Below are 24,916 nucleotides of genomic sequence, written 5' to 3' on the forward strand. Positions count from 1 at the left end.
TTCCCTTTATCCAATCCAGCCACTGGTCTTCATTGCCGAATAGACGGCCACGATCGCCAGCACGAAGAACGCCGTTGCCGCCAGGCGGCGAATCAGCGTCAACGGCAGTTTGTCAGCCGCGAAGTTACCCGCCAGTACCACCGGCACGTTGGCAATCAACATACCCAGGGTAGTGCCGATAATGACCATGATCAGGTGCGGATACTGCGCAGCCAGCATCACGGTGGCGACCTGGGTCTTGTCACCGATTTCGGCCAGGAAGAACGCAATCAGTGTCGTCAGGAACGGCCCGAAACGGCGAGCCGGGTTCTCGTCGTCATCCATCTTGTCCGGTACCAGGGTCCACAGTGCGGTGGCGGTAAAGCTCGCGGCCAGGATCCAGTGCAGTGCCGAATCGCTGAAGAAGCTGCCGACCCAAGCCCCCACGGCACCGGCTGCGGCATGGTTGGCCAAGGTGGCGGCGATGATGCCGGCGATGATCGGCCAGGGTTTGCGGAAGCGGGCAGCGAGAATGAGTGCGAGCAGTTGCGTCTTGTCGCCGATCTCGGCCAGGGCAACGATAGCGGTGGGGACCAACAGTGATTCCAGCATCAGGATTCCTACGGGGGCGGGTCGACACGGCTATGACACGTACAGCCTCCCCGCCCCGGGTAAGGTGTGCGTGTCATAGGTCTTGTCAAACCCTCGATCCGTCTATGCGGATCTCGCCATGCAGGCGTGCATGGTGGGTCGCACGCGCCATGGTCTGTGGACCAAGTATGTTGACGCGTACCGGGCGAGCTGGGTGCTCGCGGGAGACTACTCCCCTAGGACGGTGCGGATTCTGCCTAGACAAAACGCTTTCGGCAAGCGCTGTTTTTATCCGTGAGTGGCCTGGTAGATGCGGAAACCGTCGGCCTCGTCACGTACCTGGCAGTTGCCCAATGCCCCTTCGATCAGTGGCTGGTAACGCAGGAAACTGTTGGCCACCAAGCGTATTTCGCCACCTTTTCGCAGATGAACGGCGGATTTTTTCAGCAAGCTTTCCGAAGCCTGATAGTTGGTATGAACGCCGGTGTGGAATGGCGGGTTGCTCAGGATAAGGCTCAGTTCGGTAGGGGCGGCGTCGATGCCATCGCCACTGATCACTTCGCCTTCCAGGCCGTTGGCAGCCAGCGTCAGGCGGCTGGCGGCCACGGCGAAGGCATCCACGTCCAGCAAGGTCACCCGGCTTTGTGGGTAACGGCGTTTGAGCGTGGCCCCCAGTACCCCGGCACCGCAGCCAAAGTCCAGCATGTGACCACCGGGCAGGCCGTCAAGATGCTTCAGGAGCAGGGCCGTACCTCGGTCGAGTCGGCCATGGCTGAATACCCCAGGCAGGCTGACCACCTGCAGCGGGCCGTCTTCCAGGGCCAGCTCGAAGCGCTCGGCCAGGCTTTCCAGCGGTTTTGCCTGCGGCGCCTGGTCGATGGTCACTTGCCACAGCTGGCAGTGCCGGGCGCTGTCGAGCTTGCGTGGCTTGCCAAAGGCCGCCAACTGCTTGGCCGCGCCCTCGATGCCACCGCGCTTCTCACCGACCAGGTACAGCTCGCGGCCAGCCAGGCGCGACGCCAGGGTGTTGAGCAGATAGGCGGCCAGCTCGCGGGATTTGGGCAGGAACAGCACGGCGCTTTCGAATGCTGCGGCAGGGGCCTCGACGCCGTAATGGCTGCGGCCTGCGAAGCGGCTTTCGAGCATGGCCTGATCGCCGGCATGCCAAGTCCAGGCCTGGGCCTGAGGCAACTGGCCGAGCAGGTCGTCGGCGGGGGCGCCGGCGATCAGCAGCGGCCCCTGAAACAGCTCTGCCTGGCGGAGCAACACTTCACTGCGCGGGTCCATGGACGACGTCTCCTGGAAAAAAGTGGCGCAGTGTAGCAGAGGCGGGCGCCTGGCTCAGCTGACCACGCGGCGTGGCTGCCCGGCGAAGAAGGCCTGGGCGTTCTCGCTGAGCTGGCCGACGATGCGCTGGCGCGACTCCACGGCACCCCAGGCGCTGTGCGGGGTGATGATCAGGCGTGGGATGCCGGGCTCCAGCAGCGGGTTACCGTTGACCGGCGGTTCCACGCTCAGCACGTCGGTGGCCACGCCGCCCAAGTGACCATCGCGCAGGGCATCGGCCAACGCCTGTTCGTCGATCAGGCCGCCGCGGGCGGTGTTGACCACCAGTGCATTGGGCTTGAGCAGGGCCAGTTCGCGGGCGCCGAGCATATGCCGGGTGTGCTCGTTCAGCGGGCAGTGCAGGGTCAGGGCGTCGATTTGCGGCAGCAACTCGTCCAGCGGCAGCCGGTCGGCGCGCTCCGGGCGGCCAGGGATCTGCCCGCTCAATACGCGCATGCCGAAGGCTTCGGCCAGCCTCGCCACTGCGCTGCCCAGTTCGCCGTGGCCGAGCAGGCCGAGGGTTTTGCCCTCCAGTTCGACGATAGGAAAGTCCAGCAGGCAGAACTGGCTGGCCTTGGCCCACTGGCCATCGGCCACCGCCTGGTTGTAGTCGCACAGCCGGGTGGCCAGGGCCAGCAGCAGGGCCAGGGTATGCTGGGCGACAGACGGCGTGCCGTAGCCCTGGCAGTTACACACGGTGATGCCCTGGGCGCGGGCGGCGGCCAGGTCGACATTGTTGGTGCCGGTGGCGGCCACCAGGATCAGCTTCAGTTGCGGGTTGGCGGCCAGGGTAGCGGCGTCGAGCATGACTTTGTTGCTGACCACTGCCACGGCGCCCTGCAAGCGTTCCGCGACCTGGTCCGGGCGGGTGGCGGCGAACAGTTCGAACTGGTCGAACTGCTGCTTCAGGGGCGAAAGGTCGAGGTCGCCAAGGTCCAGGGACTGGTGATCGAGAAACACGGCGCGACGCGGGCTGGGCATGAAGATCTCCGGTGGCAGGCGGGATAAGGGTGTTGTGGCCATTCGCGGGCATGCCCGCACCCGCAAGGTCACCACAACCCTTGCAGGAGCGGGCTTGCCGGCGAAGAGGCCCTCGGCTTCAGCACCAACCTGAAGCCGCCGCCGCAGTGTCTAGCTCAACCTTGCTGCCCGTCAACGCCCGCCACTCATACCTCTGCCACGCAAATCATTCCTTCGGCTGATTTGGCCGTCACATTGGCGAACTACAGTAAACCCAGACTTGTCCGGCCCGCTTTTCAGAAAAGGGATCCCCATGTTGCAGACTCGCATCATCAAGCCCGCCGAGGGCGCCTATGCCTATCCATTGCTGATCAAGCGCCTGCTGATGTCCGGCAGTCGCTATGAAAAGACCCGCGAAATCGTCTACCGCGACCAGATGCGGCTGACGTATCCACAGCTCAACGAGCGCATTGCACGCCTGGCCAATGTGCTGACCGAGGCCGGGGTCAAGGCCGGTGATACCGTGGCGGTGATGGACTGGGACAGCCATCGCTACCTGGAATGCATGTTCGCCATCCCGATGATCGGCGCTGTGGTGCACACCATCAACGTGCGCCTGTCGCCGGAGCAGATCCTCTACACCATGAACCACGCCGAAGACCGCGTGGTGCTGGTCAACAGCGACTTCGTGGGCTTGTACCAGGCCATCGCCGGGCAGCTGACCACTGTCGACAAGACCTTGCTGCTGACCGATGGCCCGGACAAGACTGCCGACCTGCCCGACCTGGTCGGGGAGTATGAGCAGCTGCTGGCGGCGGCCAGCCCGCGCTACGACTTCCCGGACTTCGACGAGAACTCGGTGGCCACTACCTTCTACACCACTGGCACCACCGGTAACCCCAAGGGCGTGTATTTCAGCCACCGCCAGCTGGTGCTGCACACGCTGGCCGAGGCCTCGGTCACCGGCAGTATCGACAGCGTGCGCCTGTTGGGCAGCAACGACGTGTACATGCCCATCACCCCGATGTTCCACGTGCATGCCTGGGGCATCCCCTACGCCGCCACCATGCTTGGCATGAAGCAGGTGTACCCGGGCCGCTACGAGCCGGACATGCTGGTCAAGCTGTGGCGTGAAGAGAAGGTCACCTTCTCCCACTGCGTACCGACCATCCTGCAGATGCTGCTCAACTGCCCGAACGCACAGGGGCAGGACTTCGGCGGCTGGAAGATCATCATCGGCGGCAGTTCGCTCAACCGTTCGCTGTACCAGGCCGCCCTGGCGCGCGGCATTCAGCTGACCGCCGCGTATGGCATGTCGGAAACCTGCCCGCTGATCTCCGCAGCACACCTGAACGATGAACTGCAGGCCGGCAGCGAGGATGAGCGCGTCACCTACCGAATCAAGGCCGGTGTGCCGGTGCCGTTGGTCGAAGCGGCCATCGTCGATGGCGAAGGCAACTTCCTGCCCGCCGATGGTGAAACCCAGGGTGAGCTGGTACTGCGTGCGCCGTGGCTGACCATGGGCTACTTCAAGGAACCGGAGAAGAGCGAGGAGCTGTGGCTGGGTGGCTGGCTGCACACCGGTGACGTCGCCACCCTCGACGGCATGGGCTACATCGACATCCGCGACCGCATCAAGGATGTGATCAAGACCGGCGGCGAGTGGGTTTCCTCGCTCGACCTGGAAGACCTGATCAGCCGCCACCCGGCCGTGCGCGAAGTGGCGGTGGTGGGGGTGGCGGACCCGCAGTGGGGTGAGCGCCCGTTTGCCCTGCTGGTGGTACGTGACGGCCACGCTATCGACGCCAAGGCACTGAAGGAACACCTCAAGCCGTTCGTCGAGCAAGGTCATATCAACAAGTGGGCGATTCCAAGCCAGATCGCCGTTGTTACTGAAATTCCCAAGACCAGTGTCGGCAAGCTCGACAAGAAACGCATCCGCCAGGACATCGTCCAGTGGCAGGCCAGCAACAGCGCGTTCCTTTCCACGTTGTAACCGTTGTGCGGGTCGTGCACGTCAGAGCGTGACCCGCATGCTAGAGAGCCCGCCGCCTTGCCAAACGACAGAAATGCGCCATCCTTGAGCACTGCCAGCCCGCAACCGGAGCAAAACTGCAGCGAGTTGGTGGCATGGAGCGCAAATCACACTTTAGAGGGATCAAGCGCCTGTGCCTGCTGGCTATAGTCGGGGCCAGGGGATTTTCAGGAATGGGGGAGGGCGACATGCGCAAGCCGTGTCGCCGCAGGTGCAAGCCTGTAAACCGGTCGCTCGGGCCGTTCTTGAAAGGACTCACTGCCATAACAAAAAAGTACATGGAGTAGCGTCGATGAAATCTGCAAACCTGTTCTGGCGCCGGGCCAAGCTGCCCTTGGCCGTCAGCCTTGCTTCCACGCTCGCAAGTCCTGCTTTCGCTGTCAGCTTCAACATTGGTGAAATCGAAGGCCAGTTCGACTCGTCGCTCTCCATCGGCGCCAGCTGGTCGACGGCCAACCCCAACAAGAACCTGATAGGGGTGAACAACGGCGGCAAGGGCCTTTCACAGACATCCGACGATGGCCACCTGAACTTCAAGAAGGGCGAAACCTTCTCCAAGATCTTCAAAGGCATTCATGACCTGGAGCTCAAGTACGGCGACACCGGTGTGTTCGTGCGCGGCAAGTACTGGTACGACTTCGAGCTGAAGGACGAACACCGCGAGTTCAAGGACATCAGCGACTCCAATCGCAAGGAAGGCGCCAAGTCGTCCGGCGCAGAGCTGCTCGACGCCTTTGTCTACCACAACTACTCCATCGGCGATCAGCCTGGCTCGGTGCGGTTTGGCAAGCAGGTAGTAAGCTGGGGTGAAAGTACCTTCATCGGCGGCGGCATCAACTCGATCAACCCCATCGACGTGTCGGCGTTCCGCCGCCCCGGGGCCGAGATCAAGGAAGGCCTGATTCCCGTCAACATGTTCTACATCTCGCAGAGCCTGACCGACAACCTGTCGGCCGAGGCCTTCTACCAGCTCGAGTGGGACCAGACGGTCGTCGACAACTGCGGCACCTTCTTCTCCCAGCCGGACATCATTGCCGATGGTTGTACCGACAACTTGCGCGTGCTCAATAGCAGCCGCACGGTGCCGGGCGCTGCGCAGCAGTTCCTCGCCTCGCGGGGCGTGAACATCAACGAAGAGGGTGTGATGGTGCGCCGTGGTGCCGACCGCGATGCGCGTGACAGCGGCCAGTTCGGTGTGGCCATGCGCTATATGTTCGAGCCGTTGGACACGGAGTTCGGCGCCTACTTCATGAACTACCACAGCCGTGCACCCATCTTCAGTGCCACAGGGGCTCCGCCGTCCGTGTTCGCCGGGCTGAGCGCCCTGCCTGCACAGCTGCGCGCATTGGCGCCTCTGATTGTGGCGGGGAATTCCGAGTACTTTGTGGAATACCCCGAGGATATCCGCCTCTATGGCTTGAGTTTCTCCACCACGTTACCCACTGGCACCGCCTGGAGCGGCGAAGTCAGCTACCGCCCTAACGCGCCAGTGCAGCTCAATACCACGGATATCCTGTTCGCCGGTGTCCGTCCGATTGGCGGCGCGTTGAGCAACGCATCGTTGCTGACCGGTACGCCGGGGCAAGACCTGCATGGGTATCGCCGCAAGGAGATCACCCAGTTCCAGACCACCCTGACCCATTTCTTCGACCAGGTGATGGGCGCCAGCCGGATGACAGTAGTCGGTGAAGTAGGTGTCACCCATGTCGGCGGCCTGGAGAATGCCCACGATACCCGCTACGGTCGCGACCCGGTGTTCGGCCCAGGTCCATTGCCATCCACCGGTGGCGCCGATACCTGTCAGGCGCTCAATGGCAGCACCATCGCTGGCGCGGGTGCGGGGACATCCACCACCAACCTGAACCGCAAATGCGAGAACGACGGCTACACCACCAGCACTTCCTGGGGTTACCGCACGCGGGTCATCTGGGACTACAACGATGTCTTTGCCGGCGTAAACCTCAAGCCCAGCGTGGCCTGGTCGCATGACGTTTCTGGCTACTCGCCTGGCCCTGGTGCCAACTTCGAGGAAGGCCGCAAGGCAGTCAGCCTGGGCCTGGACGCCGAGTACCAGAACACCTACACGGCGAGCCTGTCGTACACCAACTTCTTCGATGGCAAGTACAGCACCGTGGATGACCGTGACTTCGTCGCGCTCAGCTTCGGCGTGAACTTCTAAGCATACAGATCCAGGACGACACGACATGAACAAGACCAGAAGTCTGCTGCAAGCCGGTGTACTGGGCCTGTCCCTGCTGGCGACCAGCGTCATGGCTGCGGTATCCGCCGACGAGGCGGCCAAGTTGGGCAGTACCCTGACTCCGATGGGGGCTGAAAAGGCCGGCAACGCCGATGGCTCGATCGGCCCTTGGGAGCCGCTGTCGAAGAGTGCGGGCAGCGTCGACGGCAAGGGCTTCCTGTCCGACCCGTACGGCAGTGAAAAGCCGCTGTTCACCATCACTGCGCAAAACGCCGAGCAGTACAAGGACAAGCTTTCGCCGGGCCAGCTGGCCATGCTCAAGCGCTATCCGGACACCTTCAAGATCCCAGTATTCAAAACCCATCGCGGCTCCACGGTACCTGCGGACGTGTTCGCCGCCATCAAGAAAAACGCCACCCAGACCACGCTGACGGAAGGCGGCAACGGTTTGAACAACTTCAACACGGCGGTGCCGTTCCCGATCCCGAAAAGCGGCCTGGAAGTGATCTGGAACCACATCACCCGTTACCGAGGGGGCAGTGTCAGCCGCCTGGTGATCCAGGCCACGCCACAGCAGAACGGCTCTTTCAGCCCGGTTTACTTCTCCGACCAGTTCGTCTTCCGCGACAAGATGAAGGATTACGACCCGAACAACCCAGGCAACATCCTGTTCTACTTCAAGCAGGAAGTGACCGCGCCAGCGCGCCTGGCCGGGACCGTGCTGCTGGTGCACGAAACCCTCGACCAGGTGAAGGAGCCGCGCAAGGCGTGGATCTACAACGCCGGCCAGCGTCGCGTGCGCCAGGCGCCGCAAGTGTCGTATGACGGCCCGGGTACCGCCGCCGACGGCCTGCGTACCTCGGACAACCTGGACATGTTCAACGGTGCGCCAGACCGCTACGACTGGAAGCTGGAAGGCAAGAAGGAGCTGTACATCGCATCGAACGCCTTCAAACTGGATGATCCGAAGCTCAAGTATGCCGACATCATCAAGGCTGGGCACATCAACCAGGACCTGGCCCGTTACGAGTTGCGCCGCGTCTGGCACGTAGTCGCAACCCTCAAGCCAGGCCAGCGGCACATCTACGCCAAGCGTGATTTCTACATCGATGAGGACACCTGGCAGGCCGCAGTGATCGACCAGTACGACGGCCGTGGCCAACTGTGGCGCGTGTCCGAGGCCCATGCTCAGCCTTATTACAACGTGGAAGTACCTTGGTACACCCTGGAAACCATCTACGACCTGCAGTCCGGTCGTTACCTGGCCCTGGGCATGAAGAACGAAGAGAAGCGCGCTTACGACTTTGGCTTCAGTGCCAGCAAGGCCGATTTCCAGCCTGCAGCGCTGCGTCAGTCGGGTATTCGCTAAGCTGAAATCACTGAACGCCGTGTGATCCCCAGAACGCCCCGGCTCGCCGGGGCGTTTCTATTTCCTGAACCGGCCTCTTCGCGGGCGAACCCGCTCCTACAGGCTCCGCGCAGCCCTGTAGAAGCGGGTTCACCCACGAAGAGGCCGGACAACGCAATAAGCCGCCTGAATACCTCCCCAAACCCCCGCCCCAGCCCCTGTCCATCAGCCATGTTGCTTTTTGTCGCAGTCTTTTCCATGCCAATTGCGTCCATCATCTTCAAATGCGCAGCGTTAACGGCTAGTCTCGCAAACATCCATACCGCCGTTGTCTTCCAACCAGAACGAGCCGGCCATGACAGATCTGTCCCGTACGCATGGATTCGCGAGTCAGGCCCTTGGCCTGCGGGACGGGCGTTTCTTCCGGCCGCCGCTGCCGGATGGCCATGTGCAGCGCCTGCGTTTGTGCCAGCGGTTGGAAGCCGGTTTGGGCGGGCGGCTGCTGCTGGTCAATGCCCCGGCGGGTTTCGGCAAAAGCTCCCTGGCCATCGAGTTTTGCGAAACACTGCCCGAGCACTGGCGTAGCCTGTGGCTTGGCCTGAGCCAGCGGGACGCCGACCCTGGCCGCTTCCTTGAGCGCTTGCTTGAAGGCCTGCAGCAATACTGCCCGGCACTGGGCGGCCAGGCCATGGGCCTGCTGAAAATGCGCCAGCGCCATCAGCCGTTTGCCTTTGAAGAGTGGCTCGACGGCCTGCTCGATGAGCTGGCGCTGTACCTGCAAGCTGATACGCCGCTGCTGCTGGTACTGGACGACTATCACCTGGCCCAAGGGCCGGTGCTTGACCGTTGCCTGCAGTTCTTCCTCAATCATCTGCCACCCGGCCTGGTGTTGCTGGTGACCAGCCGCCAGCGGCCAGACTGGCACCTGGCGCGGCTGCGCCTGTCCCGGCAGTTGGTCGAGCTTAACGAACAGGACCTGCGCCTCACTGCGGATGAGTCGTTGGCAGTGATCGGTCGCCAACCTACCGGCCTGCGCGGCCAGGCACTGGACAACCTGATCCAGCGCAGCGACGGCTGGGTCGCCGGGCTGCGTTTCTGGCAGCTGGCGGCCAGCGACAGCGCCGACGAGCAAGCCTTGCCCCAGGCGCTGCATGGTGGCGAGGGACTGATCCGCGACTACCTGCTTGAAGAAGTCATCGATAGGCTACCTGCAGACGTGCAGGCTTTCTTGTACGAAACCGCCTGCCAGGAGCGTTTCTGCGCTCCGCTTTGCGATGCGATGCGTGGCCGCCACGACAGTGCCGCCGTCCTGAGCTTCCTGCAGGCGCATCAGGTGTTCCTTGTGCCGCTGGACGAGCATGGGCACTGGTTCCGCTATCACCATTTGTTCTCCGACCTGTTGCGTAGCCGACAGGCGAGCGAATCGCAGGTCGCTCTGCATTTGCGGGCCTGCCGCTGGTTTGAAGCTCAGGACCTGCTGGACGAGGCGGTGGAGCAGGCTTTGCGTGCCGGCCACCTCGATGTTGCCGCCGACCTGGTGCAAAGTCTGTCCGAGGAGCAACTGCTGGCCGAGCAGAACGTCGGCATGTTGCTGCGTTGGAAGATGGACCTGCCCGACAGTCTGTTGATCAGCACGCCGCGGCTGATCGTGCTGTACAGCTGGGCGTTGGGCCTGGCTTGCCAGCTGGATGCTGCCGAGGAACTGGCCGGCTACCTCAGTCGCTTTCTGCCCGCGCCTTCGGCGACCGCGCAAAAGTCGATGCTGGCGCAATGGCTGGCGCTCAGTGGGGTCATTGCCCGTGGCCGTGGCGACCGCGAGCGCACCCTGGCCTATTGCGGCGAAGCGCTGCAGAGCCTGCCGAGCAAGCGCTACGGCCAACGCCTGGTGTGTTTGTCGACGCTGTCCAACCTGGCCATTGCCGATGGCGACTTCTGGCGGGCCCGAGGCTGGAACCGCGAGGCCCTGGAGCTGGCCCAGCGGGTCGGTAACCCCTTGTTCGAGGCGCTGGCGCATTACGACCGGGCGCGGGTGCTGCATGCCCGTGGCGAGGTGCTGCGCGCGCTGGACGAAGTGCGCCAGGGCCTGCAACGTCTGCAAGGGCTTTCGGCGCAGCGACTGTATGCCGTGCGTGCGCGGTTGACGCTTTACGAAGGTTACCTGCTGGTCTCGCGTCTGCAGCCAGCTCAGGGCCGCGCGCGTTTGCGCGCCGGGCTGGGTGAGGCGCGAGCGTGCCGGGACATCAGTGTGCTCATCGGTCATTGCGTGATTGCCACGCTCGATGGCCGGGAAGGTCACTTTGCCGAGGCCTTTGCCGAACTGGCCGAGGCCGAGCGCTTGATGCACATCTGGGATGTGCCCCCGGTCTACTACCTGGCCATGATTACCCTGGTCAAATGCGAACTGTGGCTGGCCCAGGGGCGAATCGACCTGGCGGAGTCCTGGCTGCAGCGCCTGGGCCAGACCTATGGCGGCGAGCAGCCGGCGGCGGCACCGGAATTCCATCCGCTGCTGCCGTTGCACATTGCGTTGCAGCAGGCATTGCTTGATCGCATCCAGTTGCGTAGCGACGATGCCGTGCAACGCCTGGCATGCCTGGTAAAGCGCGGCCAGGCCAGTGGCGGCATGATGCTCGCCGTCAACGCCTTGAGCCAATGGCTTTCCCTGCTGTTGGACGAAGGCAAGGAAGGGCAGGCCGCACAGTTGCTGCCAAGCTTGCTGGAAGCGGCGCATGGCGGTGTGATGCAGCCGATGCAGCCACTGCTGGAAAAACACCCGCAATGGCTTCATGAACAACTGCAGGCAGGTGCCGCTTGCCCGGTTCAGGCGGAACTGCTCAAGCACCTGCCGCCAGTGTCAATCGCCAGTACGGGCAACGGCGAAGCGCTGAGTGGCCGCGAAATGGCTGTGCTCGAACTGATTGCCCAAGGCTGTTCCAATCAGCAGATCAGCGAGCGGCTGTTCATTTCCCTGCACACGGTGAAGACCCACGCCAGCCACATCAACAGCAAGTTGGGCGTGGAGCGGCGCACCCAGGCGGTGGCCAAGGCCAAATCCCTGGGGTTGCTGGCGTGATACTGGCCCTGCAGGTCATTGCTCGTTAAAGTGATGGCCTGACGCCATGGTTTTTGGCCGACAATGCTCTACCCTCATCTTTCCCGACCAGCTGCCGATACAGCGATCGGTGGCATCGCCTCGCGCGATTTTTCAATCATTCCAAGGCAGGTCGTGTTGATGCTGCAGTACGGGCAAAAGAGCTTTCTGATCGTCGACGACTTTACCGACTTTCGTACGTCGACCCGTTCCATGTTGCGCGAGTTGGGCGTGCGCGACGTGGACACCGCTGACAGCGGCGAGCAGGCGCTGCGCATGTGCGCGCAGAAGCGCTATGACTTCATCCTGCAGGACTTCCATCTGGGCGATGGCAAGAAGAACGGGCAGCAGGTGCTTGAAGACCTGATCATCGACAAGCACATCAGCCATGAGTGCGTGTTCATCATGGTCACTGCCGAGAGCAGTCAGGCGATTGTCCTTAGCGCCATCGAGCACGAGCCCGATGCCTACCTGACCAAACCGTTCAACCGGGTTGGCCTGGCCCAGCGCGTCGAGAAACTGTTCCAGCGCAAGACGTTGCTAAAGCCGATCCTGCAGGCGCTGGACCGCAACCGTCCGGCCGAAGTACTGGCGGCCTGCGCCGAGCTGTGCAAGAAGGATCCGCGCCTGGCGCCCTTGTGCTTGCGCTACCGGGCCGATGCCCTGCGCAACCTCAACCGTTTCGAGGAACTGGAAAAATTCCTCAAGGCCATCCTGGCCAGCCGTCCGCAGCCGTGGGTATATGCCGCGTTGGGCGCACTGATGCACAAGCGTGGTCAGAATGCCCAGGCCCAGGGTGTATACGAGCAGGCGCTCAAGGCGTTCCCGATCATGCCAGGCCTTTACGATGGCATGGCCGAGGTGCTGGTGGCGCAGGGTGATACCCGGCGCGCGCAGAACTTGCTTGAAGAAGCCGTGCGCCTGTCGCCTTTGTCGGTGCGTCGGCAGTCGACGTTGGGCAAGCTGGCGCTGGAGAACGAAGACTTCGAGAGCGCATCGAAGGCGTTCCGCCATGCGGTGAACCAGGGGCAGAGTTCGCGCTACAAGGATGCCGAAAACAACCTTGGCCTGGTGCAGGCGCTGATGAGCAAGAATGCAGGCTTCGGCCTGGACGCCCGCACCCGGGTCGAGATCAACACCACGCTCAGCGAAGTGGCCAAGGAAAACCCCGAGGACCAAGGCCTGCAGGTACGTGCGCGGATGATGAAGGCTGCCAGCCTGCAGCAGGCCGGCGACCCGGAAACGGCCGGCAAGCTGACAGAACAGGCGATTCAGCGCCTGGACAAGATGAACCAGTTCTTCTCTGTCGATTCGGCCCTGACTGTCGCTGCGCAACTGCAGGCGATGGGGCAGGAAGCCGCCGCCATCGGCGTGCTGAAGAACTGCGTGGAAAGTTATGGCGATGACCCCAAGGTCATGGAGAAAGTGGGCAAGCTGACGGATGACCCCAGCGTGCTCAACGCCATTACCGAAGCGGTCACCCTCAATCGGCAGGGTGTGCGCAGTTACCAGGGAGGGCAGCTTGGCGAGGCGTTGCAACTGTTCCGAAAGGCATTGGGTTTACAGCCGAAGAACATCAGCATCGCCCTCAATACCGCCCAGGCGCTGCTGCGCATCGGCGGTGACAACCCTCAGCCTGCGATCATGCAGGAGTGCCGCGACGCCTTGACCAGCGTGGCCGGTATCCCTGCCAGCGACAATCGCTATGACCGTTACCGCAAACTGCACATCCGAGTGTTCGGCGCATGAATCAAGACAATCAGGGGCTGGATTTTTCCACGGTGATCGCCTCCACCGTGCACGACCTCAAAAGTTCGTTGTCGGCGCTGATCCAGTCCCACAGCCAGTGGGTGGAACGCTTGCCCGAGGAACTGCGCGGCGGTGCCGAACAGGGGATCATGGAGCATGAATTTCGTCACCTCAACGGCATGCTGGTGCAGTTGCTGGGCTTGTACAAACTGGGTGTGAACCAGTTGCCGGTATGCCCGGACTACCATGAGCTGGATGATTTCATCGAAGCTCAGCTGGCGGCGCACGAGGAAGTACTCAAGCACAACGACATTCTCGCCACTTGGCGCATCGACACCGACAACCCGCTGGGTTTCTTCGACCGCGAACTGGTGGCCTCGGTAATCGCCAACGTCATCACCAACGCCACCCGCTTTGCCGGGCACGCCTTGCTGATCACCATCGAAGAGGCCGACAACCAGTTGGCCATTTGCGTCAACGATGACGGCCCGGGTTATCCAAAGCACATGCTCGAGCGCCAGGAGGATTACATCCAGGGCATCGACTCGACCAGCGGCAGTACCGGCCTTGGGTTGTATTTTGCGGCGCGGATCGCCGCGTTGCATGAAAGCGGCGGGGTGCGCGGGCGGATCGAGATCTCCAACGGCGGGGCGCTTGGGGGCGGGTTGTTCAGGTTGTTTTTGCCTTGAGGTATTGGGTGCCTGGGCGATCGAGCGCCGCCCGCGCGGCGCATCGCGAGCAAGCTCGCTCCTACATTTGTTTCGGGCCAGTTATTCCTGAGGCGGAGGTGCGCGCCACCTTGGTGCCCACCTCGATATTGCGTGGAACAAACAAGGCGGTCGCGCGCGAGGGTGCAGGCAATACTGGCCCGAAACAAATGTAGGAGCGAGCTTGCTCGCGATGCGCCGCGCGGGCGGCGCTCGAGCTCACAGGCGCCACTTCGCTCAAGACATGAACCTCGTGCACCCACCCCATTTTCCTGTCAGGCTCCCAGTAGAACCCAGCTTCACCTGCGAGAACACCATGACCCAAGCCCCGCCTGCTCTCATCCGCGAAACCTTCCCCGTCGGCCCCTTGCAGTGCAACTGCACGCTGATCGGCGACCCCCTGACCAAGAAAGCCATGGTCGTCGACCCGGGTGGTGATGTGGACAAGATCCTTGCCCGCCTGCAGGTCCACGGCCTGACGCTGGTGAGCATCATCCACACCCATGCGCACTTCGACCACTTCCTCGCGTCAGGCAAGCTCAAGGAGCTGACGGGTGCCACGCTGCACCTGCACAAGGACGACCAGATGCTGTGGGACAACCTTGAGATGCAGTGCCAGATGTTCGGCGTACCTTACACCCCGGTACCGGCACCGGACCGCTGGCTGGGCGATGACGAAGAACTGGCCTGCGGCTGCGGTGTGGCGTTGCACACGCCAGGCCATACCCCGGGCTCGATGAGCTTCTGGTTCGCCGACGCCAAGTTGTTGATTGCCGGTGACACCCTGTTCCGCCGGGGGATTGGCCGCACCGATTTGTGGGGTGGTGACCAGCGGGCAATCGTGCGTTCCATCAAGGAGCGGCTGTACCGGCTGGACGAAGAGGCCATCGTGGTGACCGGCCACGGGCCCGACACCCGTTTGGGCGACGAGATGCGGGAAAACCCATTCGTGCGTGCCTGATGGCACATGAAGGCACTTTCATGGAATTTTTCGTTGCCGATGCGTTCCAAGGCTGGCATAGAACCCTTTGGGATCTGCCGCAATTATGAATTTCAGTAGGAGCTTGTCCATGTTCACCATGCGTCGTCTGATTATCGTCGCAACCGCCGCTGCACTGATGACCGGCTGTGCCGGCCAGAACCCCTACGACAACCAGGGTCAGGCGCAGGGCTCCACAGGGATGAGCAAGACCGCCAAGTACGGCGGCCTGGGGGCGCTGGCCGGTGCCATCGCCGGCGCTGCCATCGACCACAACAACCGTGGCAAGGGTGCACTGATCGGTGCTGCCGCTGTGGGTGCCGCTGCAGCCGGTTATGGCTATTACGCCGACAAGCAGGAAGCCGAGCTGCGCGCGCAAATGGCCAACACAGGTGTGGAAGTGCAGCGTCAGGGTGACCAGATCAAGCTGATCATGCCGGGCAACATCACCTTCGCCACCGACTCGGCCAACATCGCCCCAAGCTTCTACTCGCCGCTGAACAACCTGGCTGGCTCGTTCAAGCAATTCAACCAGAACACCATCGAAGTGGTTGGCTTCACCGACAGCACGGGCAGCCGCCAGCACAACATGGACCTGTCCCAGCGCCGTGCGCAGGCGGTCAGTACCTACCTGACTTCGCAGGGTGTGGATGCCTCGCGTATCTCTGTCCGTGGCATGGGCCCGGACCAGCCGATCGCCAGCAATGCTGACGCCAATGGTCGTGCGCAGAACCGCCGTGTGGAAGTGAACCTGAAGCCGATTCCGGGTCAGCAGTATGAGCAGCAAGGTCAGGTTCAGCAGTATCCCTGATTGACCTTCAGGGCTGCTTTGCGGCTCTGTGGGAGCGGGCAATCCCGCTCCCACAAAGCTTGCAAAGAAGCCTCTGCTTTTAGCGCGCCACGCTGGCCTGAATCGCCGTCAGGGCAATGGTATGCACGATATCGTCAACCTGCGCCCCACGCGGCAAGTCGTTCACCGGCTTGCGCAAACCCTGCAGCATCGGCCCCAGGCTGACCCCGTCGGCACTGCGCTGTACCGCCTTGTGCGTGGTATTGCCGGTATTCAGGTCGGGGAACACGAACACCGTGGCGCGCCCGGCCACCGGGCTCGCCGGCGCCAGCTCTCGGGCGATCGCCGGGTTGGCCGCTGCGTCATACTGCAACGGCCCATCGATCAGTAGCTCCTGGGCCGCGTCCTGTGCCAGGCGTGTCGCTTCGCGCACTTTCTCGACTTCTTCATCGCTGGCCGAATCGCTTGAATAACTGATCATCGCCACCCGTGGCGCGATGCCGAAGGCCTGCGCCGAGGCGGCACTCTGTTGGGCAATCTCCGCCAGCTCGGCAGCGCTTGGGTGCGGGTTCATCACGCAGTCGCCGTACACCAGCACCTGCTCGGGGAACAGCATGAAGAACACCGATGAGACCAGGCTCGAGCCGGGTGCGGTCTTGATCAACTGCAGGGCCGGGCGGATGGTGTTGGCCGTGGAGTGCACCAGGCCCGAGACCAGGCCGTCCACTTCGTCCAGGGCCAGCATCATGGTGCCGATCACCACCGGGTCTTCCAGCTGCTGCTCGGCCATCGGTGCGTTGAGGTTCTTGCTTTTGCGCAGCTCGACCATGGGTTCCACGTAGCGCCCGCGAATCAGTTCGGGGTCGAGAATCTCCAGCCCTGGCGGCAACGTGATGCCCTGGGCGCGGGCCACGGCGTCAACATCTTCGGGTTTGGCCAGCAGCACGCAGCGGGCGATGCCGCGGGCCTGGCAGATGGCTGCAGCCTGCACCAACAGTGGCTCGGCGCCTTCTGGCAGGACGATGCGCTTGTTGGCTTGCTGCGCACGCTGGATCAGCTGGTAGCGGAACACTGCCGGCGACAGGCGCAGTTCGCGCGGCGTGCCGCAGCGTTGGTGCAGCCAGGCCGCGTCGAGGTGGCTGGCGACGAAGTCGGTGATGAACTCGGCACGCTCGCGGTCGTCCACCGGGATTTCGCGGTTCAGCGAGTTGAGCTGGTTGGCGGTGTCGTACGAGCCGGTGCTGACCGAAAGGATCGGCAGGCCGGCCTGCAGTGCACCGCGGCACAGGCCAAGGATACGCACGTCAGGCTTGCTGTCGCTGGTCAGCAGCAAGCCGGCCAGGGGCACGCCATTGATCGCTGCCAGGCTGACAGCGAGGATGATGTCGTCGCGGTCGCCGGGGGTTACCACCAGGGTACCCGAGGTCAGTAGCGGGACTGTGTTGGCCACCGTGCGTGCACAGATGATGATCTTGCTCATGCGCCGCTGCTCGTAATCGCCTGCATTGAGCACCTGGGCGCCGAGCAGCTCGGCCACATCGCGTGTCCGCGGTGCGTTCAGCTCGGGCTGGTAGGGGATGCAGCCAAGCAGGCGGAAGTCATTGCCACGCAGCAATGGCGAGTGCTCGCGCAGGCGGGTGGCGAAGTCCGCCATGCTCTCGTCGGTACGCACCTTGTTGAGGATCACCCCGAGCACTTTCGGGTCGCGTGGGCCGCCAAACAGTTGGGCCTGCAGTTCGACCCGCCCAGACAGCTCGCTGAGCACTTCGTTTTCCGGGGCCGATACCAGGATTACCTCGGCATCCAGGCTCTTGGCCAGGTGCAGGTTGACCCGCGCTGCGTAGCTGGCGTGGCGCGTGGGCACCATTCCCTCGACCACAACCACGTCATTGCCGACGCAGGCTTGCTGGTAGAGGCGGATGATTTCTTCAAGCAGCTCGTCCAGCTGGCCATCGCCGAGCATGCGCTCGACGTGGGCCAGGCTCAGTGGGACCGGTGGCTTGATACCGTGGGTGCGGGCGACCAGTTCGGTGGAGCGCTCGGGGCCGGTGTCACCCGGGTGGGGCTGGGCGATAGGCTTGAAGAAGCCGACCTTCAGGCCGGCACGCTCCAAGGTGCGCACCAGGCCCAGGCTGATCGAAGTCAGGCCGACACCAAAGTCGGTCGGCGCAATGAAAAATGTCTGCATGCGTGCTTCTCGAAATAAGCGGTGCAAGAAATTAACGGTCAAGGGTAGCGCTATCGGCCCCTTGTGCGCACCAGCCGCAAGCGAAAGGCTGGCCGATGTGCTGCGCACGTTGTGCCGGGTCGAGCACCCAGGGGCGTGCTTGCCACGGCGGCTGGTGGCGCAGGTGCTGGGTATGGCCGCACGAAAGTTCCGCCACCCAGTGGCCTTCTTCGTCCTGATGAAAGCCGTTGATCCGACTGATGGGCCGTTGCTCGTCTGCACCACGTTCGCAATCGGACGATGGCAAGGTTACACTTGTCCGCTCTACATTCTTTTGCAAAAGGTCTTGCCCCATGCTGATCGCCGCCAACAAGGCTGTCTCCATCGACTATACCCTGACCAACGACGCCGGGGAGACCATCGACAGCTCCGCCGGTGGCGCGCCGCTGGTTTACCTGCACGGTGCCGGCAACATCATCCCGGGCCTGGAAAAAGCCCTGGAAGGCAAGCAGGCTGGTGACGAGCTGAACGTTTCCATTGAACCTGAAGAGGCCTACGGCGAGTACCTGGCCGAACTGGTCAGCACCCTGAACCGTAGCCTGTTCGAAGGTGTCGACGAGCTGGAAGTGGGCATGCAGTTCCACGCTTCGGCGCCGGACGGCCAGATGCAGATCGTCACCATCCGCGACATCGACGGCGACGACGTCACCGTTGATGGCAACCACCCGCTGGCCGGTCAGCGCCTGACCTTCCAGGTCAAGGTTGTGAACGTGCGTGACGCCAGCGACGAAGAAATCGCTCACCGTCACATCCACGGTGAAGGTGGCCATCACCACTGATTTTCTGCGCTAAGCTCAGAAAGTCGCCAGGCGCTCGGGCAAGCCGATTTGCCTTCCTACGGGAGGTGAACGGTTTGGACGAGCGCCTTTTTAGTGGGCGAAATTCGCCTGCACGGCAACCGGGAACCTGAGAGGGGATTTCATCATGAGTGCATTTCACGACCTGAAACTGGAAGCGCTGAACGGCGGAGAGCTGCCCCTCGCACCCTTCAAGGGCCAAGTGGTGCTGGTGGTCAACGTCGCCTCCAAATGTGGCCTGACGCCGCAATACAAGGCCCTGGAAAACCTCTACCAGATCTACAAGGACAAGGGCTTCAATGTGCTTGGCCTGCCGTGCAACCAGTTTGCCGGGCAGGAGCCGGGTAGCGAAAAGGAAATCCAGGACTTCTGCAGCCTCAACTACGGGGTCAGCTTCCCGCTGGGGGGCAAGCTGGAGGTCAACGGGCCGCAGCGCCATTCGTTGTACCGCCTGCTGGCAGGCGAGGGGGCCGAGTTCCCCGGTGACATTACCTGGAATTTCGAGAAGTTTCTGGTAGGCAAGGATGGCCGGGTGCTGGCGCGTTTCTCACCCCGCACGGCGCCGGATGACCCAGCAGTGGTGCAGGCCATTGAAAAAGCACTGGTCTGAATAGTGCCGTGCGCGATCATTGTGGCACCTGCGAAGCCGAGCGCCGCCTGCGCGGCGCTCGCTTTCACAGGCGCTGCACATACTGCGTCGAACGCCCAGCCGCAGCACTGACATTGCGACAAGCGCTATCCAGATACCCCTCGAACTGCTCGACAATCGCCGGCCAACCTTGGCGGCTGGCATGCTGTCGCGCATTCAGGCGCACCCTGCGCAACGTCTCCACTTCTTCCAGCAACCAGCACGCTGCATCGACAAACGCCGCCTGGTCCCCCGGCATGGCCAGCGCGCCACTGTGGCCATGGCGAATATGCTGCGCTGCGGCCGCCTCGTCATAAGCAACCACCGCCAACCCTGAGGCCATGGCTTCGAGCACCACATTGCCGAAGGTTTCGGTCAGGCTCGGGAACAGGAACAGGTCGCCGCTGGCATAGTGCTCGGCCAGTCGTTCACCGCGCTGGGCGCCGCAAAACACGGCATCTGGAACCTGTTGTTCAAGACTGGCGCGCTGAGGCCCGTCGCCGACCATGATCAGGCGCAGGCGCTTCTGTGGATAGGTCGTGCGTAATGCCTCAAAGCAAGGCCTTAGGAGGCCTAGGTTCTTTTCCGCCGCCAGTCGCCCGACATGCAGTACGGCGATATCCTCCGGGCCTAGCCCCCAGCTTTCGCGCAGGGCCTGGCTGCGCCGGGCTGGATTGAACAGGCAGGCATCGACCCCTCGGGCCAGCAGCTCCAGGCGTTCGAAGCCGCGACGCTCCAGCTCCAGGCGCTGGCTGGCACTTGGCACCAAGGTGATTGCCGTGCGCCGATGGAACCAGCGCAAGTAGTGAGTGAGCAGGCGCGCCAGCAGGCCAAGGCCGTACTGGCCGGAATACTGCGGGAAGTTGGTGTGAAAGCCACTGACCACTGCCACCCCCAGGCGTCGGGCCGCGCGTAGGGCGCTGAGCCCCAGCGGCCCTTCGGTGGCGATGTACAGTACATCCGGGCGCTGCCGGCGCCAGCGGCGCAACAGCTTGTGCATCGACACCTCGCCCCACTGCAAACCCGGGTAGCCAGGCAGCGCCCAGCCACGGCACAGCATCAGGTGCGGGTCGTTGTGCGCGTGCCCTTCGCCTGCCTGGCGTGGGCGCACCACCTCGACCTCATGGCCGCGTTGGCGCAACCCTTCACTGAGGCGGCCAAGGGTGTTGGCCACGCCATTGATCTCGGGTGGGAAGGTTTCGCTGACCAAGGTAATGCGTAGGGCGGGTGTATTCATGACAAAAAGTTTCCGCCTGCCGGGTTGCGCTAATGTGACCGCCTTGTGACGTAAAGATGACGCCTGACCGCTGGCACGTTTGCCTTCATGAATATTTCCTCGCACAGCACTCAAGAAGGTGTCCCCGGCAGCCGATGAAGATGCATTCGACTACGTGATGCGCTCCAGGAGAGCGGTGATGTTCAACAACAAGCTCAAGCAAGAAATCCGGCAACTGCGCGAAGACCTGATGTCCATCGAACAGGTCAAGAGTAGTCTCGACAGCGAGATGCTGGTGCTGCAGCTCGATCCTCAGGGACGGATCGAGATGGTCAACGGCAACTTCGAGAGCGAGATGCTCTACCGTGCCGAACAATTGCTTGGACGCAATATCGAGGACATCGTCCCTGCCCACGTAAAGTCGCTGGACTTCTACCAGCGCATGAAAAGCGCGATCAGCCGTGGCGAACACCTGAACGGTGCGTTCCGTCTTCTGCGGGGCAATGGTCAGGAAGCCTGGCTGCGCTCGATCCTGCAGCCGGTGAAGAACAGCGAGGGGCGCATCAAGTACTTCACCCTGCATTCCAGCGACCTCACCCGAACCATCGAGACCTCACGCGAGCACGAAAGCCTGATCAAGGCGTTGATGCGCTCTACTGCGGTGATCGAGTTCGACCTCGACGGCATCATTCTCACTGCCAACGATCGTTTCCTGGCCACCGTCGGCTATCGCCTGGAGCAGATTCGCGGTAAGCACCACCGCATGTTCTGCGAACCGCAGGAGGCCAACTCGGCCGGCTACCAAGCGTTCTGGGACCGGCTGCGCCGTGGCGAATATGTTGCCGAGCGCTTCAAGCGCATCGATGCCCATGGCCGGGTGATCTGGCTGGAGGCCTCGTACAACCCGATCTTCGATGCCCACGATGTGCTGTACAAGGTGGTCAAGTTCGCCACCGTGATCACCGATCAGGTCAACCAGGAGCTGGCAGTGGCCGAGGCGGCAGATGTCGCCTACAACACCTCGCTGGGTACCGATGTCAGTGCTCGCAAGGCCACCGAAGTGGTCACCCAGACTGTCACCGTGATGCGTGGACTGGAGGCTTCGATGCAAGAGGCGGCCGACGGGATCCAGGCGCTGGATACCCAGTCGCGGGTGATCGGTTCGATCATCAAGACCATCAGCGACATTGCCGGGCAGACCAACCTGTTGGCCCTTAACGCGGCCATCGAAGCCGCCCGTGCCGGTGAGCAAGGGCGGGGCTTTGCCGTCGTTGCCGACGAAGTGCGCCAACTGGCCTCTCGCACCAGCACCGCCACCGAAGAAATCGCCCGGGTGGTACAGCAGAACGAACAACTGGCGCAGGCGGCAGTGTCGATCATCGACACCAGCAAGCGCCAGGCCGAACAGGGGCTGGCGCTGGCGGATGAGACGGGCAGCGTGATTGTCGAGATCCAGGACGGGGCGAAGCGGGTAGTGGACGTAGTGGGGCAGTTTTCCAGCCGGCTGAGTCTTTGATATGGCTTGGGGTTTGTAATGGCCATGGGATCGAGCTTCGTCTGCGCGGCGCTCGATCTCAAGAAAGCCTTACCCACAGCAACAACTGAACAGCTGAACTTCGCCGAGCATGCCGGGAACGAAGTCGCATTTTCCTACAACTGACTCAGAAACCTCCGATCCGAATCCATGATGGGATTTCCCCCTGCACACGTTGTCAGGGAGACACCTCATGTACCTGGATTACCTCGTGCCCTCCTGGCACGAGATCGAGTCACGTGTCATCGCCATGGTGGGCTACCCAAGCGGTGGCCAGTTCCGCACCAGCCTCAATGAAGAGGTCGCCTCACTGGGCCTCAACCTGCGCCGGATCGAAGCTGTCCGCACAGCCTTCTACCACGCCGAATGGCAGGCGGCGCACCTGCTACGCCAGCGCTTCGCCGACCTCGACATCAACAGCATCGTCGACGAACTGCTGAGGGTCGTGCAGCAGATGGCGATGATCGTCGTCGGCAGCACCGTTACCGGTGGCCTGCTTGGCGCAGGGGTAGGCGCATTCGCCGGCGGCGCCGGAACCATTCCGTTCGCTGGCGCTGGCGCGGCCATGGGCCTCAAGGTCAGTGGTTGGATCCTTGGCGCGCTGGGGCTGGCTTGCATTGCCGAGTTCTTCATCGAGGGCTTGCCCAGAGAGCGAGAAAAAAGGAGCAAGAATTTATCAAGGAAAGATTGAAAAAGAGCTCAGGAAAACCATGGGCCCATTTGAAGCGCAACGGGTTGCAATAGAAAAAGCCAGAAACCGGATGTCAATTACAGCAGCACTGCACAATCCGGATCTCGTCGCCGGAGGTAGAGACGTCATATCGGACTTTGGGGACCGCCAGGTGAACTCAGTGATAGGCGCCCAATAGAAAACCAGGATACCCAACTTAAAGAAAGCGGCCGAAAGGGTACCCCTGGAGTCCAGAGGCTCAATTCGCATGAATGTCACATTACATAAGTGCTAAGTGAGACGGTTGAAATGGATAAAGTATTTGCCAATTTGATTGAGAATTTCGGTCCGCCGATTGACCGCCGGGAAGTACCTGGCTCCACAATCGAAAGATACAGAGACAAGCTTCCTCACAAGCTTTTGGAATATTGGTCCGAGCATGGGTGGGGGGCTACGGTGAGGGCATATTCTGGCTAGTCAATCCGCAAGAATATGACGCCGTAGTTTCCTGCTGGATTGCAGGCACGGCACTTGCTTCGCACGACAGCTATCATTTGGTTGCAAGAAGTGCCTTCGGAGACTTGTACCTTTGGGGAGAAAAAACTGGATTTTCATTGGAAATAACAAGCGTTGGGTCTCAGTACATATTTTATCGAACTGAATTCACAAAGGAACAACTAAATACTGAGCTTCAAGGCTTTATTTTGTCAAGAGAAGTGGAGTCAATGGATTTCAATGGTCTCTTCAATCCTGCCAAGGAAAAACTGGGTAGACTTAAACATGACGAGATGTACGGCTTTTTCCCCGCGCTCATGCTGGGCGGGGCTGACTCCCTGCAACATCTTAAAAATTCAGCGCTGTTGAACACTTGATCTTTCTGGCGCAATTGACAGATCTTCAACCTTACTCCTTTTCCGAGCAGCCAGATTAATGCCGCAGTCAACCGCCAGGCTGAGCAAAGGCTGGCGCTGGCCGACGAGACTGGCAGCGTGATTATAGGGATTCAGGACGGGGCGCAGCCGGTGGTGGATGTGGTGGGGCAGTTTTGCAGCCAGTGGGGCAGTGAACCAGGCCAGGCACGCTCTGCTTTTTTGTGGGAGCGGCCTTGTGTCGCGATAGGGCCGCAGAGCGGCCCCGGATTTCAGCGCCACTGCACAGATTGCCGGGGCCGCTTTGCGGCCCTATCGCGACACAAGGCCGCTCCCACAGGGGCCCGCGCCATTCATGTCAATCGCACACGGCCCAGGAATCAGCTCCGCTCCCGCACCCAGAACAACGTAGCCCCGGCCACTGCCGCCGGCATCATCAGCACGTTCACGCCTGGAATCATCAGCGCCAGGTAGGTGATGCCGCCAAAGCCCAGGCTCTGCCAGCGCTTCTGCCGTAGCCAGGCCAGCATGTCCTGCCAGCTCATCTTGTTGTTGTCCGCCGGGTAGTCGATGTACTGGATGGCCATCATCCACACGCCAAAGATCAGCCACAGCGGCGCAGCCACCACGTTGACCACCGGGATCAGCGACAGGATGAACAGGCCGATGGCGCGTGGCATGAAGTAGCCCAGCTTGCGCATTTCGCGGCTGAAGGTGCGCGGTACCATGGCTGCCAGCTCGCCCCAGCTGAAGGCTGGGAAGGTGTCTTCGCCACGCACTACCACCTCGACCTTTTCCGCCAGAAAACCGTTGAACGGCGCGGCAATGATGTTGGCCACCAAGGTGAAGGTGAAGAACACCATCAGCACCAGCAAGGCAACGAACAGCGGCCAGAGGATGTAGCTGAGGAAGCTAAGCCAGTCAGGCAGCGTGGGCATCAGGGCATCGAGCCACAGGCCGAACTGGTGGCCGGCGAAGTAGCTCAGGCCACCGAACAGCAACAGGTTGACCGCCAGAGGCAGCAGCACGAACAACCGCAGGTTGGGGCTCAGCACCAGTTTCAGGCCTTCGCGCAGGTATTGGGGGCCAGAGAGGACAGGGGCTTGCATCTAGAGACTCCGCAGAGAAGGAAAACGCGCTGACCTTACCGAGTTTGCCGCGCCGACGAAAGGCGCGCCGTGGGCGGGAAACGGGATGTAACAAAAGCGCCCGGCGCGTGT

Annotated in this window: 19 protein-coding genes, 4 pseudogenes and 1 riboswitch; of the genes and pseudogenes, 16 read left to right on the top strand and 7 right to left on the bottom strand. The window is 62.1% G+C overall.

All coding sequences use genetic code 11. The features are described from left to right. Window positions 1–6 precede the first annotated feature (6 nt). From LMH93_RS04145 to LMH93_RS04155, 3 genes are all read right to left on the bottom strand, one after another. Complete coding sequence (locus tag LMH93_RS04145; RefSeq protein WP_012051194.1) at window positions 7–591, bottom strand: TMEM165/GDT1 family protein; 585 nt, start codon at window positions 589–591, stop codon at window positions 7–9. Between the two features lie 87 nt (window positions 592–678). Then, a riboswitch (yybP-ykoY riboswitch) is annotated at window positions 679–819 on the bottom strand. Between the two features lie 39 nt (window positions 820–858). Then, the gene (locus LMH93_RS04150; protein WP_185279709.1) at window positions 859–1,857 is read right to left on the bottom strand and encodes a class I SAM-dependent methyltransferase; all 999 of its coding nucleotides are present in this window, start codon (window positions 1,855–1,857) and stop codon (window positions 859–861) included. A 54-nt stretch (window positions 1,858–1,911) separates the two neighbouring features. Beyond that, window positions 1,912–2,877 carry a 2-hydroxyacid dehydrogenase gene (locus LMH93_RS04155; protein ID WP_179052914.1) on the bottom strand — a complete coding sequence of 322 codons (966 nt, stop codon included), beginning with the start codon at window positions 2,875–2,877 and terminating at the stop codon, window positions 1,912–1,914. A 292-nt stretch (window positions 2,878–3,169) separates the two neighbouring features. Between LMH93_RS04155 and LMH93_RS04160 the strand changes: the two genes are divergently transcribed. The 8 genes from LMH93_RS04160 to LMH93_RS04195 all read left to right on the top strand — a co-directional run bounded on the left by LMH93_RS04160 (window position 3,170) and on the right by LMH93_RS04195 (window position 15,776). Beyond that, window positions 3,170–4,852 carry a fatty acid--CoA ligase gene (locus LMH93_RS04160; protein WP_070096876.1) on the top strand — a complete coding sequence of 561 codons (1,683 nt, stop codon included), beginning with the start codon at window positions 3,170–3,172 and terminating at the stop codon, window positions 4,850–4,852. Window positions 4,853–5,183: 331 nt separating this feature from the next. Continuing rightward, a complete protein-coding gene (locus tag LMH93_RS04165; protein ID WP_019750459.1) occupies window positions 5,184–7,070 on the top strand; it encodes a DUF1302 domain-containing protein in 1,887 nt (628 codons plus the stop codon). 25 nt (window positions 7,071–7,095) lie between these two features. Next, the gene (locus LMH93_RS04170) at window positions 7,096–8,460 is read left to right on the top strand and encodes a DUF1329 domain-containing protein (RefSeq protein ID WP_070096875.1); all 1,365 of its coding nucleotides are present in this window, start codon (window positions 7,096–7,098) and stop codon (window positions 8,458–8,460) included. Window positions 8,461–8,794: 334 nt separating this feature from the next. Next, window positions 8,795–11,512, top strand: a complete 2,718-nt coding sequence (locus LMH93_RS04175; protein ID WP_003247331.1) for a LuxR C-terminal-related transcriptional regulator — start codon at window positions 8,795–8,797, stop codon at window positions 11,510–11,512. Between the two features lie 159 nt (window positions 11,513–11,671). Beyond that, window positions 11,672–13,279 carry a tetratricopeptide repeat-containing response regulator gene (locus LMH93_RS04180; RefSeq protein ID WP_003247330.1) on the top strand — a complete coding sequence of 536 codons (1,608 nt, stop codon included), beginning with the start codon at window positions 11,672–11,674 and terminating at the stop codon, window positions 13,277–13,279. Continuing rightward, complete coding sequence (locus LMH93_RS04185; RefSeq protein ID WP_010952009.1) at window positions 13,276–13,968, top strand: sensor histidine kinase; 693 nt, start codon at window positions 13,276–13,278, stop codon at window positions 13,966–13,968. The genes LMH93_RS04180 and LMH93_RS04185 overlap by 4 nt, the downstream gene beginning before the upstream one ends. A 334-nt stretch (window positions 13,969–14,302) precedes the next feature. Further along, on the top strand, window positions 14,303–14,947 hold the full coding sequence (locus LMH93_RS04190; protein ID WP_004575872.1) for an MBL fold metallo-hydrolase: 645 nt from the start codon (window positions 14,303–14,305) through the stop codon (window positions 14,945–14,947). 109 nt (window positions 14,948–15,056) lie between these two features. After that, window positions 15,057–15,776: an OmpA family protein gene (locus LMH93_RS04195; RefSeq protein ID WP_003247328.1), complete on the top strand. Its 720-nt coding sequence runs from the start codon at window positions 15,057–15,059 to the stop codon at window positions 15,774–15,776. A gap of 79 nt (window positions 15,777–15,855) precedes the next feature. Here LMH93_RS04195 and pta read toward each other — a convergent pair whose 3' ends face one another. Further along, window positions 15,856–17,943, bottom strand: coding sequence for a phosphate acetyltransferase (gene pta / locus LMH93_RS04200; protein ID WP_010952014.1), 2,088 nt, complete (start codon window positions 17,941–17,943; stop codon window positions 15,856–15,858). Window positions 17,944–17,974: 31 nt separating this feature from the next. Then, the gene (locus LMH93_RS04205; protein ID WP_010952015.1) at window positions 17,975–18,277 is read right to left on the bottom strand and encodes a DUF3565 domain-containing protein; all 303 of its coding nucleotides are present in this window, start codon (window positions 18,275–18,277) and stop codon (window positions 17,975–17,977) included. On the opposite strand from LMH93_RS04205, the gene LMH93_RS04210 reads away from it, so the two are divergent. Together LMH93_RS04210 and LMH93_RS04215 are read left to right on the top strand one after the other, a co-directional pair. Beyond that, window positions 18,276–18,761, top strand: coding sequence for an FKBP-type peptidyl-prolyl cis-trans isomerase (locus LMH93_RS04210; RefSeq protein WP_003247325.1), 486 nt, complete (start codon window positions 18,276–18,278; stop codon window positions 18,759–18,761). The genes LMH93_RS04205 and LMH93_RS04210 overlap by 2 nt on opposite strands. 145 nt (window positions 18,762–18,906) lie before the next feature. After that, the gene (locus tag LMH93_RS04215; RefSeq protein ID WP_003247324.1) at window positions 18,907–19,389 is read left to right on the top strand and encodes a glutathione peroxidase; all 483 of its coding nucleotides are present in this window, start codon (window positions 18,907–18,909) and stop codon (window positions 19,387–19,389) included. 64 nt (window positions 19,390–19,453) lie between these two features. Here the strand turns inward: LMH93_RS04215 and LMH93_RS04220 are convergent, their stop codons facing one another. Next, complete coding sequence (locus LMH93_RS04220) at window positions 19,454–20,644, bottom strand: glycosyltransferase family 4 protein (protein WP_212628292.1); 1,191 nt, start codon at window positions 20,642–20,644, stop codon at window positions 19,454–19,456. A 307-nt stretch (window positions 20,645–20,951) separates the two neighbouring features. On the opposite strand from LMH93_RS04220, the pseudogene LMH93_RS29780 reads away from it, so the two are divergent. From LMH93_RS29780 to LMH93_RS04235, 6 genes and pseudogenes are all read left to right on the top strand, one after another. Next, window positions 20,952–21,545 (top strand): annotated as a pseudogene (locus LMH93_RS29780) (PAS domain-containing protein); the annotation flags it as partial. Window positions 21,546–21,725: 180 nt separating this feature from the next. Further along, a pseudogene (locus LMH93_RS29785) lies at window positions 21,726–22,139 on the top strand (methyl-accepting chemotaxis protein); the annotation flags it as partial. An 18-nt stretch (window positions 22,140–22,157) separates the two neighbouring features. After that, the gene (locus LMH93_RS29615; protein ID WP_256817577.1) at window positions 22,158–22,283 is read left to right on the top strand and encodes a hypothetical protein; all 126 of its coding nucleotides are present in this window, start codon (window positions 22,158–22,160) and stop codon (window positions 22,281–22,283) included. A 67-nt stretch (window positions 22,284–22,350) separates the two neighbouring features. Continuing rightward, window positions 22,351–22,806 (top strand): annotated as a pseudogene (locus LMH93_RS29790) (DUF6861 domain-containing protein); the annotation flags it as partial. A gap of 61 nt (window positions 22,807–22,867) precedes the next feature. Next, complete coding sequence (locus LMH93_RS29795) at window positions 22,868–23,026, top strand: polymorphic toxin type 15 domain-containing protein (RefSeq protein WP_442800193.1); 159 nt, start codon at window positions 22,868–22,870, stop codon at window positions 23,024–23,026. A 110-nt stretch (window positions 23,027–23,136) separates the two neighbouring features. Then, window positions 23,137–23,758 (top strand): annotated as a pseudogene (locus LMH93_RS04235) (GAD-like domain-containing protein). Between the two features lie 318 nt (window positions 23,759–24,076). Here the strand turns inward: LMH93_RS04235 and cysZ are convergent. After that, a complete protein-coding gene (gene cysZ / locus LMH93_RS04240) occupies window positions 24,077–24,805 on the bottom strand; it encodes a sulfate transporter CysZ (RefSeq protein ID WP_230064852.1) in 729 nt (242 codons plus the stop codon). Between the last annotated feature and the right edge of the window lie 111 nt (window positions 24,806–24,916).

Origin of the sequence: Pseudomonas sp. CIP-10 (genome assembly GCF_020911845.1) — a bacterium.
Classification (GTDB): domain Bacteria; phylum Pseudomonadota; class Gammaproteobacteria; order Pseudomonadales; family Pseudomonadaceae; genus Aquipseudomonas; species Aquipseudomonas alloputida.